The following is a 13,323-nucleotide window of genomic DNA, read 5'->3' as shown; positions in this document are numbered from 1 at the left end:
CAGTAACCTGGAGCGAAATCATTACGCTGTAATGATTTCGTTTCAGAAGACGCGCGGTGAGGGTGCGCTGAGGAGTACCGATCACGTGACATCCAGATGCGCATAGGCGCTGACTGGATACCGAATCTCGCAGAAGCCTACGGCTTGGGTACGGCAGTGGCGACGGAAATATTGCCTGCTTCCCATTGCGACTCCCGCGCATTCAGGGCGGTTGCAATCGACTGCACCTTGGTGGACGGCAGCTCTGATGGCAGCGGATCCAGACCTGCACTGGCGAAGATCTGACCGTAGGCGTTGCGCAGGTCAGCGTACGCCAGGTCTCGACGCAAATCGGCCTGCAGGGTGTTCAGCTCGCCCTGAATCAAATCCAGCTCGCCCAGCCCTGCGGCTTTATAACGGTTGCGCAGTTGACCGACAATCTGGCTGTCGATGTCCGACAATTGCTGGCTGGTTTTGAACTGGCGCAATGCTTCATGGTAGTTGGCGTTGGCCACGTAGAGCTGGGCCAGAATGGCAATGGACATTGCCTGACGACGTGCGGTGGCGACTTCTTCACCTGCCTTGGCGACGTCAATGGCGGCAGGTGCCGAGAGTACGTTGAACAGGTTCCAGGTGACTTTCACACCCAGATCAGCCCATTTGTCGTTGACCAGAAACGAGTTGCTGTCGTAATGACCGCCCGCCGAAAATTCCAGGCCGGGCAGCATGCGCAGCATCGCCTTGCGGGTTTCGGCCGAGCTGATACGGGTCTGATAATCCTGCTCGCGTAGCTCGGGGCGGCTCGCCAGCGCCTCGTTTTCCAGGCGCGCCATGTCGACTCGGAGTTCCGGGATCGGGTAATCGTCCGGTGTAGCCAGGGTAAGATCAGTGCCCAGCGGCAGGTTGATCAGGGTGGCCAGTTCGGTCTTGGCCAGCGAAAGCGCCTTGCGTTGCTCTTCCAGTTGACGCGTTGCCTGAATTAGCGAGCGCTGATAACCCAGCGCCTGCACCGGGTCCCCCACGCGTTGTTCGCTCATTTTCTGGCTGTTGTCCTGCGCTTTTTCAACGCGGACCATCAGGCTGTCGATCTGCTTGAGCATGCGTTCGGCAGCCACAGCGCGCCAGTAGGCTGAACGCACGTCCTGAACGATGGTGTTGATGACCTTGCGACGTCGTTCCTGAACGATCAGGCGCTGGTCGCCTTGCTGTTTGGCGCTGATGTAGCTGACGCCGAAGTCGAGCACGTTCCAGACCATGGTCAGGTCAGCGACCCGGCGACTGCGGTCTTGAGAGGTCGATGGTTCGAGAGACTGAGTGCCGGTCTGGACGCTTTCGCTGCTGGAGGCGCTGACGTTGCTGCGCCCGGCGTAGCCTGCGGACAATGCCATGCGCGGCAGCATGTCGAAACTGGCGAGGTCCAGTTGGCGCTTGGCCAGCGCCTCCTCCATGATTTTCAAGCGTGCTTCGAGGTTGTACTTCACCGCGCGAGCCATGGCCTGATGGAGGGTCAAAGCACCGTTCAATGGCTCCTGATCCCTGTACATCAGTTGCAGATCGCTCTTGGCGCGCTGCTCGCTGGCGCTTCGGTCGATGGGCTGGCTGGTGACAGCACAACCGCTCACTACCAGCGCCAGCAGACTGATGCTGAACAACTTCTGACTTCTTTTCATGCTCCGACCACCCCTGACTACCACATTCTTTTTTATGAGCGCCGCACATGGGCGGCGCATTACTCAAGCCCTGTCTCAGGCTTGCGCTTCACTCACACCGACTTCCCCTAAAGCCCATGCCAGTGCGCGTAGTTTTTCCTGCTCGTTATCGGTGATCTGCTGCAACTGCTGGCCCAGGGTCAGCGCGCCGAACCCGGACTGAATGCTCTGCGAAGACTCTTGCAAGCCACTGCCGGTGCGGCCATCGAATGCTCCGGTGGCCGAGGTATCCGTAGCCGCTTCGCGGGAAAACAGCGTCGACAGCGTACTTGTGCCGAATACGCTGCCCTCGCCACTGCCGAAGCCGAGGAACCCCGACCCCTGACCACCGACGCTGCTGGAGTCGAAGACTTGCGCAATAAAACTCGGTGCCAGTGCACGATTGGTAATGAAGATATTGCCCACCGGCGGCAGATCACCCCCGGTGGTGCGCTGCTCGAAGAGCGGCGAAAAGCTCAATGGCGAGCCCAGATTGCCGGTCGGTGGATTAAACACGCTCGGTTGCAGCGGGAGATTGGCCGTGCTGATCAACGCTGCCGGCGTGTCGACGCGGAACTGCGGGTCGCCCGCCTGCGATGTGGCAGTGGCAGTGATGGTGTAGTTCGGCGACAGCGCGATGCCGGTGCCCGCGTTACCGGCCCGGTCAGTTACCGTGCTGCTGTCCAGCACAACGAAGTTGCTCGGGTCAGTGACGTTCGCAGTCGGCGTCAGGGTCGCGGTCCAGGTGGCACCGCCATCGCCGCTGGCCAGATTGGACAGCGTGCCATTGGCCACGCTGACGTCCGACAGGGTGAAGTTGTTCACCGGCTCGCTGAAAGCGAATGTCACCTGTGACGTCTGACCCGTTGCCAGGTTCGGGTTGGCGATGGATACGGTCGCCGTCGGACGCTGGTTATCGATGCTGTAGTTGCTGGAGAGCGCTATGGCCGTGCCCGCGTTGCCGGCCAGATCAATGACGGTCGAGCTGTCCAGAACAATGAAGTTGTTGGGCGCGGTGGTGACGTTGGCATCCGGCGTCAGGGTTGCGGTCCAGGTGAGGCCGCCGTCGCTGCTGCTCAGGCTGGACAGTGTGCCATTACCTACGCTGATGTCCGACAGATCGAAATTGGTTACCCGTTCGCTGAAGGCAAAGGTCACCAGCGACGTCTGGCCAATGCCCAGATTCGGATTGGCAACAGTAATGGTCGCGGTAGGCCGCACCGTATCGATCGCATAGTTGTTCGACGACGTAATGCCGCTGCCGGTGTTACCTGAAGCGTCAGCGACTCCGGTGTTGTCCAGCGTAATCAGGTTGCTCGCATCGGTCACGTTTGCGTTCGGCGTGAAGGTTGCAGTCCAGGTAATGCCTCCGTCGTTGCTACTGACTGCGCTCAAGGTGCCATTGGCAACTGCGAGGTCGGCATTGCTGAAGCCATTGACCGCTTCGCTGAAGGTAATCGTGACTTGCGAGGTTTGGTTCGCAGACAGGGCGCTGTCGGCGACCACGATACTGGCGGTTGGGCGGGCCTGATCAACGGCGTAGCTATTGGATTGCGTCGTGCCACTCCCTGCATTGCCTGCCAGGTCCGTCAGGCCGCCGTTATTAAGCGTCACCACGTTGTTGGTGCTCGCAGCGTTTGCATCGGGGGTCAGGGTTGCGGTCCAGGTGATACCGCCGTCGCTGCTGCTGACAGTGCTCAAGGTGCCATTGGCGATGGTCAGGTCGGCGTTGCTGAACCCGCTGACCGCTTCGCTGAACGTAATGGTCACTCGTGATGTTTCACCGATGGTCAGAAGGCTGTCAGCGATCACGACAGTTGCAGTCGGGCGCTGAGTATCGATGGCGTAGTTGTTTGAAACCGTGGCGCCGCTGCCGGCATTGCCCGACGCGTTGGTAACGCCGGTGTTATCCAGCGTGATCAGGTTGCCTGCGTCGGTCACGTTTGCGTTTGGCGTGAAGGTCGCAGTCCAGGTGATGCCGCCATCGCTGCTGGACACCGCGCTCAGCGTACCATTAGCGACACTCAGGTCGGCGTTGCTGAACCCGCTGACCGCCTGGCTGAATGTGACGGTGACCAGAGACGTTTCACCTGCGGACAGGGCGTTATCGGCCATTACGATGGTGGCGGAAGGTCTGGTCGTATCGACGGTGAAACTGCCCGAACTGACGATGCCGCTGCCCGTGTTGCCCGCCAGATCGGTGACACCTGCACTGTTCAGGCTGATCTGCCCGGTGCTGGCATTCACATTGGCGCCGGGTGTGAAAGTGGCGGTCCAGGTGATGCCGCCGTCACTGCTGCTGACCGGGCTCAAAGTGCCATTCGGAACATTCAGGTCGCTGTTGTCGAAACCGCTGACTGCCTCACTGAAGGTGATGGTCACCAGCGAGGTTTCGCCCACGCTCAGGGCGCTGTCCGCGACCACGATGCTGGCTGTCGGGCGCGCAGTGTCGAGTGCGTAATTGTTCGACGTGCTTAGTCCGCTGCCGGCGTTACCGGCCAGATCAGCGACGCCGCCGTTGTTCAAAGTGACCGAATTGCTGTTGTTGGTGATCCCGGCGGTCGGCGTCAGGGTTGCCGTCCAGGTAATACCGCCATCGCTGCTGCTGACCGCGCTCAGGGTGCCATTGCTGATAGTCAGGTCAGCATTGGTGAAACCGCTCACCGCTTCGCTGAAAGTGATGGTCACCAACGAGGTTTCACCTATGGACAGGGCGCTGTCGGCCACTACGATGGTCGCCGTTGGCAGCGCCGTGTCGATAGCGTAGTTGTTCGATGAGGTAATGCCGCTGCCGATGTTGCCCGACGCGTTGGCAACGCCGCTGTTGTCCAGCGTGATCAGGTTGCTCGTATCGGTGACATTGACTGTCGGTGTCAGGGTCGCGGTCCAGGTGATACCGCCGTCGCTGCTGCTGACGGCGCTCAGCGTGCCATTCGGTACGCTCAGGTCGGTATTGCTAAAGCCGCTCACTGCCTCGCTGAAGGTAATGGTCACCAGCGAGGTTTCACCCACAGACAGAGCGCTGTCTGCGACCACGACGGTGGCGGTCGGCTGAACAGTGTCGATGGTGAAATTACCCGAGTTGGTGACACCGGCCCCTGCGTTACCCGCCAGGTCCGCGACGCCCGCATTGTTCAGGCTGATCAGGTTGGTGCTGTCAGCCACATTGACGGTTGGCGTGTAGGTCGCGGTCCAGGTGATACCGCCGTCACTGCTGCTGACCGGGCTCAAAGTGCCATTCGGAACATTCAGGTCGCTGTTGTCGAAACCGCTGACTGCCTCACTGAAGGTGATGGTCACCAGCGAGGTTTCGCCCACGCTCAGGGCGCTGTCCGCGACCACGATGCTGGCTGTCGGGCGCGCAGTGTCGAGTGCGTAATTGTTCGACGTGCTTAGTCCGCTGCCGGCGTTACCGGCCAGATCAGCGACGCCGCCGTTGTTCAAAGTGACCGAATTGCTGTTGTTGGTGATCCCGGCGGACGGCGTCAGGGTTGCCGTCCAGGTAATACCGCCATCGCTGCTGCTGACCGCGCTCAGGGTGCCATTGCTGATAGTCAGGTCAGCATTGGTGAAACCGCTCACCGCTTCGCTGAAAGTGATGGTCACCAGCGAGGTTTCACCTATGGACAGGGCGCTGTCGGCCACTACGATGGTCGCCGTCGGCAGCGCCGTGTCGATAGCGTAGTTGTTCGATGAGCTAATGCCGCTGCCGATGTTGCCCGACGCGTTGGCAACGCCGCTGTTGTCCAGCGTGATCAGGTTGCTGGTGTCGGTGACATTGACTGTCGGTGTCAGGGTCGCGGTCCAGGTGATACCGCCGTCGCTGCTGCTGACGGCGCTCAGCGTGCCGTTCGGTACGCTCAGATCGGCGTTGCTAAAGCCGCTCACTGCCTCGCTGAAGGTAATGGTCACCAACGAGGTTTCACCCACAGACAGAGCGCTGTCTGCGACCACGACGGTGGCCGTTGGCTGCTGAGTGGCAATGGTGAAATTGCCGGAGTCGGTCGTGCCGCTGCCGATATTACCGGCCAGATCGGTCACGCCTGTGTTGTTCAGAGTGATGAGGTTAGTGGTATCGGCGACATTGGCATTTGGCGTGTAGGTTGCAGTCCAGGTGATACCGCCGTCGCCGCTGCTGACCTGGCTCAAAGTGCCATTCGGAACATTCAGGTCGCTGTTGTCGAAACCGCTGACTGCCTCATTGAAGGTGATGGTCACCAGCGAGGTTTCGCCCACGCTCAGGGCGCTGTCTGCGACCACGATGCTGGCAGTCGGGCGCGCGGTATCGATTGCGTAATTGTTCGACGTGCTCAGACCGCTGCCGGCATTTCCGGCCAGATCAGCAACGCCGCCATTGTTCAGAATGATCGAATTGCTGTTGTTGGTGACCCCGACGGCCGGCGTCAGCGTTGCAGTCCAGGTAATACCGCCATCGCTGCTGCTGACGGCGCTCAGGGTGCCATTACTGACGTTCAGGTCGGCATTGCTGAAACCGCTGACCGCCTCGTTGAAGGTGATGGTCACCAGCGAGGTTTCAGCTATGAACAGGGCGTTGTCTGCCACCACGATGTTGGCGGTCGGACGCAGGGTGTCGATGGCGTAATTGTTGGAGTTGATCGTGCCTGTGCCTGCGTTGCCGGAAGCGTTGGCAACACCGCTTGCATCCAGCGTGATCAGGTTGCTGGTATCGGTTACGTTCGCGCTTGGTGTGAGGGTTGCGGTCCAGGTGATGCCGCCGTTGCTGCTGCTCACCGCGCTCAAGGTGCCATTGGCAACGGTCAGGTCGGCATTGGTGAACCCGGTAACGGCTTCGCTGAAGGTAATGGTCACCAGCGAGGTTTCACCCGCAGACAGAGCGCTGTCTGCGACCACGACGGTGGCGGTCGGCTGAACAGTGTCGATGGTGAAATTACCCGAGTTGGTGACACCGTTGCCTGCGTTACCCGCGAGGTCCGCGACGCCCGCATTGTTCAGGCTGATCAGGTTGGTGCTGTCAGCCACATTGACGGTTGGCGTGTAGGTCGCGGTCCAGGTGATACCGCCGTCACTGCTGCTGACCGGGCTCAAAGTGCCATTCGGAACATTCAGGTCGCTGTTGTCGAAACCGCTGACTGCCTCATTGAAGGTGATGGTCACCAGCGAGGTTTCGCCCACTGACAGCGTGCTGTCTGCAACCACGATAGTCGCCGTCGGGGCTGCCGAGTCGACCGCGTAGTTGCTGGAAAGCGTCAGGCCGCTGCCGGCGTTACCCGCCAGATCAGTCACACCGGCATTGTTCAGGACTATCGAGTTGCTGGCGCTGGTGGTGCCTGCGGTCGGCGTCAGGGTTGCCGTCCAGGTAATACCGCCATCGCTGCTGCTGACCGCGCTCAGTGTGCCATTACTGATAGTCAGGTCAGCATTGGTAAAACCGCTCACCGCTTCGCTGAAGGTGATGGTCACCAGCGAGGTTTCACCTATGGACAGGGCGTTGTCGGCAATTACGACGGTCGCCGTCGGCAGCGCGGTGTCGATGACGTAGTTATTCGAGGACGTAATGCCATTACCGGTCACGCCAGAGCCATTGGCAAACCCGGCGTTGTCCAGCGTGATCAGGTTGCTGGTGTCGGTGACGTTTGCAGTCGGCGTCAGGGTGGCGGTCCAGGTGATACCGCCATCGCTGCTGCTGACGGCGCTCAAGGTGCCGTTTTCAACCGTCAGATCGGCGTTGCTGAAGCCGCTCACTGCCTCGCTGAAGGTAATGGTCACCAGCGAGGTTTCACCCGCAGACAGAGCGCTGTCTGCGACCACGACGGTGGCGGTCGGCTGCTGAGTGGCAATGGTGAAATTGCCGGAGTCGGTCGTGCCGCTGCCGATATTACCTGCCAGATCGGTCACGCCTGTTTTGTTCAGAGTGATGACGTTAGTGGTATCGGCGACATTGGCATTTGGCGTGTAGGTTGCAGTCCAGGTGATACCGCCGTCGCCGCTGCTGACGGCGCTCAGCGTGCCGTTCGGTACGCTCAGATCGGCGTTGCTAAAGCCGCTCACTGCCTCGCTGAAGGTGATGGTTACCAGTGAGGTTTCACCCCCGGTCAAGGCATTGTCCGACATCGCGATACTGGCTGTCGGGCGCGCTGTGTCGATGGCGTAGTTGTTCGAGGTGCTCAGACCGCTGCCTGCGTTACCGGCCAGATCGGCCACACCGCCGTTGTTCAGAATCACCGAATTGCTGTTGCTGGTAATCCCTGTTGTCGGCGTCAGGGTAGCAGTCCAGGTAATACCGCCATCGCTGCTGCTGACGGCGCTCAACGTGCCATTACTGACGTTCAGGTCGGCATTGCTGAAACCGCTGACCGCCTCGTTGAAGGTGATGGTCACCAGCGAGGTTTCAGCTATGGACAGGGCGTTGTCTGCCACCACGATGTTGGCGGTCGGACGCAGGGTGTCGATGGCGTAATTGTTGGAGTTGATCGTGCCTGTGCCTGCGTTGCCGGAAGCGTTGGCAACACCGCTTGCATCCAGCGTGATCAGGTTGCTGGTGTCGGTCACGTTTGCGCTTGGTGTGAGGGTTGCGGTCCAGGTGATGCCGCCGTTGCTGCTGCTCACCGCGCTCAAGGTGCCATTGGCAACGGTCAGGTCGGCATTGGTGAACCCGGTTACGGCTTCGCTGAAGGTAATGGTCACCAGCGAGGTTTCACCCGCAGACAGAGCGCTGTCTGCGACCACGACGGTGGCGCTCGGGCGCACGGTGTCGATGGTGAAGTTGCCCGAGTTGCTGGTCCCGACCCCTGCGTTACCCGCCAGGTCCGCGCGACGCCCGCATTGTTCAGGCTGATCAGGTTGGTGGTGTCGTTGACGTTGTTGTTCGGCGTGTAGGTCGCGGTCCAGGTGATGCCGCCGTCGCTGCTGGTGACGGTACTCAAGGTGCCGTTGGGCACGGTCAGGTCGGCATTGGTAAACCCGCTGACGGCTTCGCTGAAGGTAATGGTCACCAGCGATGTTTCACCGGCCGTGAGGCTGGCGTCTGCCACCAGAATGCTTGCGGTCGGACGCTGGGTATCGATGGCGTAGTTGTTCGAGTCGGTGGTGCCCGACCCTGTATTGCCCGCTGCATCGCTGACGCCCGTGTTGGCCAGGGTAATCACATTGGTGCTGTCAGTGATGTTGTTGGTCGGCGTAAACGTCGCAGTCCAGACAACGTTGTTGCTGGTGGTCAAGCTACTCAGGGTGCCATTGACAACGGTCAGGTCCGCGTTGGTGAAACCCGTCACCGCTTCGCTGAAGGTGATGGTCACCTGTGAGGTTTCACCAATGCTCAGAGCGCTGTCGGCCAGCACGATGGTTGCGGTCGGGCGCGACGTGTCTATGGCGTAGTTGTTGGACGTGGCGACGCCTGTCCCCGCATTGCCGGACAAGTCCTGCACACCGGCCCGGTTCAGGCTGATCTGGTTGACGGTGCTGGTCAGGTTGGCGGTCGGCGTCAGCGTCGCGGTCCAGGTTTTGCCGCCGTCACTGCTGCTGACAGCGGTCAATGTGCCGTTGGCCACCGTGAGGTCGGCATTGTCGAAGCCGGCGACCACTTCACTGAAGGTAATGGTGACCAGTGACGTTTCGCCTGCCGCCAGGGCGGTGTCCGCCACCGCGACAGTCACTGTCGGCGGCACGGTATCGGACACTGCGTAGTTATTGGAGGTCACTGTCCCGGTGCCGATATTGCCGGCAGAATCCTGCACCGCCGATAACGGCAGGCTGATGGCGTTGGAACTGTCAGAAATATCGCCCGAGGCCGTGAGAGTAGCTGTCCAGGTAATGTTGTTGGTGGTCACCAGGTTGCTCAACGTACCGTTGGGTACGGTGATCTCGGAGATTTCCAGGCCGAAGACCGGCTCACTGAACGTGAACGTGACCAGCGACGTGCCGCCCGAACTCAAGGACGTGTTGGCAATCACGATGCTGGAGCCTGTCGGCGCAGTTGTATCAGCGGTATAGGCAATGTTCAGCGTGCCGCCATCGTTGAGGATGTTATTGACGGCAGTGGGTGATGTGCCGTTGACGCTGCCCGTACTGCCGTTTCCTTGGCCGCCTGCGCCGCTGCCGCCCACGTTGCCGGTCATCGCCGAGTTATTGCTGGAAGTGATGTTGACCGTGCCTTTGTTCCAGATCGCGCCGATGCCACGGCCACCGTTGCCACCAATCGTGCCGCCGCCACCACCGCCACCGCCGGCACCGATATTGCTGCTGATGGTCGAGGTACCGATGATCGCCAGAGTGCCGGTCGAAGCGTTGTAAATGCCGCCGACTGCTGATCCACCTCTGCCGCCATTGGCGTCAAAGCCCGAGCCGCCGCCACCGCCACCAATGGTTCGGGCTCCGCTGGTCGCTGTACCGCCTGCGCCACCGTTGGTGTAACCGACAGGCGTACCATTTCCTCCGGCCCCGCCGCCGCTTGAATTGCCGCCCTGGCCTGCCAGATAGGCAGTGCTGAACGATGCCCCGCTGCCGCCGGTATTGGCTGACGGGGCGGTGGAGGTAGGTGCCGGCACTGCCACCCGCAGCGCCGTTCTGCCCGCCAATGCCGCCGCCACCGCCGCCGCCGCCGCCCACGTTTGGCGAGTTGACGCCACCGCCGCCGCCACCGCCCGCAGCCGAGTTCGCGGTTACTGTGACGTTGCGCAGCGTGAGGTTGCCGGCGTTATTGATGCCGCCACCCAGTGCGTCAGAGGCTGCAATGCTCGCGCCGCTGCTCGCACCCGCGGTGCTGGCTACGCCTCGGGTGATGATCACGCCGTCGAGTGTGGCCGTTACCCCGGAATTGACCCTGATCACGCTCGTTCTGTTCTGGCCGTCCAGCGTCACGTCAGCAACGCCGTCGTTGTTCAGGTCACCATCGAGGGTGATGTTCTTGCTGACCACCAGCTGGCTTTGCAGCGCAACGGTCATGCCGGTCGAAAAGGTCACGATATCGCCGTTCTGGGCATTGGTCAGCGCTTCACGCAGGCTGCCTGTGCCGGTGTTGCTGGTAGACGTCACGGTGAAGGTCGCCAGCCCCCACTGGTAGGCGTCCATCGACTGTTGCGACAGGGCGCTGACGCTTTCGATGCTGCCGGTGGCAATCTCCAGATCCCAGTCGCCGCCCACGCCGGTGCGGTTGGTGGACGCAGCAACGTCACGGCCAGTGAGGGTGGCCAGCGAGTCCACAAAGCTCAGGCCGGTGTCGCTCTCGGCGGTGTTGCAGGCGTAGATCAGAATATCGCCGCCGGCGTTCATGTCGTTGCCGATTTCGGCCAGCAGCGCGCTGCGTTGTGCAATGTTGTCGGCAGAGACGTAACTGTTGCCCAGCCACAGGTCGCCGGAGTTGCCGTGCGCAATGATCTGCACTGAGCTGACGCCCTGATGGGATTCAAGGTAATCGGCAATCTGTTGCAGGCCATCCTTGGTAGCGTCTAGTTCGACTACTTGGGCACCAGGCGCAACGCCTGCCAGAAGGCTGGCAGAATCCTTGACCCTGGAATCGACAAACACAACGGTGGTGCCGGGCACGGCGGCGGGTGTTGCGGCCACGTCCGAAGAGGCTGGCGCTTGCGCATGATGATCGTTGCTGGCGCTGTTGGCCTGCTCGGCACTCTTGGCCGATGCATCGGGCGTGGGCTGGCTGTCGGGCTGGGCCGCTTCAGCGACCGTCGCCGCGACCGCACCGTCGAACAGCATGCGCGGTTCGAGAGACATGATCATGGGGGAAACGGGGGAGGTTGCACTCGACGGTGCCCGCTTTGCAGTCCGCGACTTTTGTTTATTCCACCACATGCTGCTCACCAGAGATCGAACGTTACGACTGATAAAACCGCGATCAACTGACCGCGGCGTCTGATTTCATGCGGATGACATTGGCTGCGCTGGCAGATCCGTCATTCCAGAACGACAACTTTGAATACTGCTCGAACAGGTCCGGCGGCAGGATGGTGGACCTGGGCTCCAGCGCAACGCGCGGCTTGACCTTGTGCAGACCGGACATGCCCAGCGCGTCGTCGAACTGGGGGGCGTCATAGGCGAGGTTGTTGAAGTCGTGCTCAAACCACGGTTCTTCGATGAAGTCGTAGATCAGCCGTATGACACGCTCCGGGGCCTGTGACAGCAGTTCGTAATCGATCAGAAGAATCGAGTCGGCATGCTCGCCGTAATAGGCTTCCTTGAGCGATGCCCAGGCAAAGCCCACCAGACGGTTGCGCTGCGCCAGCGTCTCGACCCGGCTGTAAACCGTGTTGCGCTCGACGTCATCGTTGAACAGCTTGGTGTTTTCGAAAGGGTTGGCACGGTACAAGCGCTCGATGCTGTCCATCACCCAGGCGACGTTGCGTACGCAGGCAATCATTTTGCTTTGTGGGAACAGGTCCATGAGCGCGGGCAGACGGGAGCTCCAGCCGCGGTTGGTATCGAACACCACGTCTTTGTCGGCCTTGTCGGCGTAATAGGATTCGAAAATTCCGCGCAACAAGCGGCGACGTACGTCGGTACTGATCACTGAAGAGAATTCACTGCCAGCGCTGCACTGGCCAAGAATGCTGGAAAACAGCGAACCGACCGGGCTGCTCATGCCCGCATGGAAGCGTGGGTTTTGCAGAAGAATAGCCGAAAGCAGGGTGGAGCCCGATCGTGGCAAGCCTGCGATGAAATGAAATTTTTGCATCCATGCGCCCCGCAAAACAGCTATTCAGGTGAGTGTTCGAACGGCGTAACGAAATGTACTTATATGCCAAGAGTTCGACACAAGTCCGCATGTCTTTAGGCCATCAGCGAAGGAATAGTGGATGCAGCGTCCGCCGGCCCGGTTTCATTGGGTTATCCCCGGATTGAAAGGACGACTATCAGATGAACGGTAGTGAACTTCCCGTCACTATGGCAGTGCGGTGTCACTGGGTGTAAAGGTTATAAAACACTTACACACCCGAAAACTGCGTCTACGCTCTCACCTTGCCACCTGAAACCGTAATCTGGTGGATAGACGTTTCCCATGGCATGACAGAGAAGGATGAGGGTATATGGAAGTTTTTATGGGTTCGATCATGATGTTTGGTTTTGATTTTGCACCTTATGGCTGGGTGCAATGCAACGGACAAACAATGAGCGTCAACCAATACCAGGCTTTGTATTCGCTAATGGGTGTCACGTACGGAGGTAACGGTTCGTCAACCTTCATGGTGCCCAATTTGCAAGGTCGAGTGCCGGTGAATCAGGGCTCCGGCGTCAACCTCACTCCCCGTGTGATGGGCGCCAGTTCGGGGGTTGAGAAGGTAACGGTTGCCATTGCCAATATGCCAGCCCATGTACATGCACTGAGCACACTGACAGCGACCACCACGATCAATCTGGCCAATCCGGCAGTGGCCGGGGCGACCATCGCGCCAACCACCGACAATGCGTTCATTGGCGCTTCTACCACCGGGCCGATGTCCGCCAATATCTTCTCGCCGAGTGCGGGAACAACGCCTGTCGTACAAAAAGGTGTGACCACCGCTGTGAGTGGAACCATGCAGCCCGTTGGCGGCAGCTTGCCTCTCGACAGCATGAATCCGTTTCTGGTCGTAAACTTCAGCATTGCCCTGCAAGGGATTTTTCCAACCCGGAGTTGAGTGGGTCGCGCCCAGGGACGGGCTTTTTCTGTATTTCGCGCTGGAGA

Annotated in this window: 6 protein-coding genes; 1 reads left to right on the top strand and 5 read right to left on the bottom strand. The window is 60.2% G+C overall.

The genetic code is table 11. From position 1 onward, the window contains the following. Positions 1–137: 137 nt before the first annotated feature. The 5 genes from I9H07_RS18435 to I9H07_RS18410 all read right to left on the bottom strand — a co-directional run bounded on the left by I9H07_RS18435 (position 138) and on the right by I9H07_RS18410 (position 12,333). Positions 138–1,631, bottom strand: a complete 1,494-nt coding sequence (locus tag I9H07_RS18435; protein ID WP_024675728.1) for a TolC family protein — start codon at positions 1,629–1,631, stop codon at positions 138–140. 93 nt (positions 1,632–1,724) lie between these two features. Next, positions 1,725–8,375 carry an Ig-like domain-containing protein gene (locus I9H07_RS18430; RefSeq protein WP_432760455.1) on the bottom strand — a complete coding sequence of 2,217 codons (6,651 nt, stop codon included), beginning with the start codon at positions 8,373–8,375 and terminating at the stop codon, positions 1,725–1,727. Continuing rightward, positions 8,330–9,763, bottom strand: a complete 1,434-nt coding sequence (locus I9H07_RS25155; RefSeq protein WP_248957186.1) for an Ig-like domain-containing protein — start codon at positions 9,761–9,763, stop codon at positions 8,330–8,332. Before I9H07_RS25155 ends, I9H07_RS18430 begins: the two co-directional genes overlap by 46 nt. Positions 9,764–9,977: 214 nt before the next feature. Further along, positions 9,978–11,381: a DUF4347 domain-containing protein gene (locus I9H07_RS25150; protein ID WP_432760450.1), complete on the bottom strand. Its 1,404-nt coding sequence runs from the start codon at positions 11,379–11,381 to the stop codon at positions 9,978–9,980. Between the two features lie 115 nt (positions 11,382–11,496). After that, positions 11,497–12,333, bottom strand: coding sequence for a sulfotransferase family protein (locus I9H07_RS18410; RefSeq protein ID WP_058391211.1), 837 nt, complete (start codon positions 12,331–12,333; stop codon positions 11,497–11,499). 352 nt (positions 12,334–12,685) lie between these two features. Between I9H07_RS18410 and I9H07_RS18405 the strand changes: the two genes are divergently transcribed. Then, positions 12,686–13,276, top strand: coding sequence for a phage tail protein (locus I9H07_RS18405; protein ID WP_024675979.1), 591 nt, complete (start codon positions 12,686–12,688; stop codon positions 13,274–13,276). Positions 13,277–13,323 lie beyond the last annotated feature (47 nt).

Origin of the sequence: Pseudomonas syringae (assembly GCF_023278085.1) — a bacterium.
Taxonomy (GTDB): Bacteria; Pseudomonadota; Gammaproteobacteria; order Pseudomonadales; family Pseudomonadaceae; genus Aquipseudomonas; species Aquipseudomonas syringae_Q.
This window is presented reverse-complemented; position numbering and strand designations above follow the sequence as displayed.

What these genes read in the sequence shown, in the direction of transcription:
- I9H07_RS25155 (WP_248957186.1), bottom strand. Translation starts at nt 9,763, where the DNA reads ATGACCGGCAACGTGGGCGGCAGCGGCGCAGGCGGCCAAGGAAACGGC.
- I9H07_RS25150 (WP_432760450.1), bottom strand. Translation starts at nt 11,381, where the DNA reads ATGATCATGTCTCTCGAACCGCGCATGCTGTTCGACGGTGCGGTCGCG.
- I9H07_RS18410 (WP_058391211.1), bottom strand. Translation starts at nt 12,333, where the DNA reads ATGCAAAAATTTCATTTCATCGCAGGCTTGCCACGATCGGGCTCCACC.
- I9H07_RS18405 (WP_024675979.1), top strand. Translation starts at nt 12,686, where the DNA reads ATGGAAGTTTTTATGGGTTCGATCATGATGTTTGGTTTTGATTTTGCA.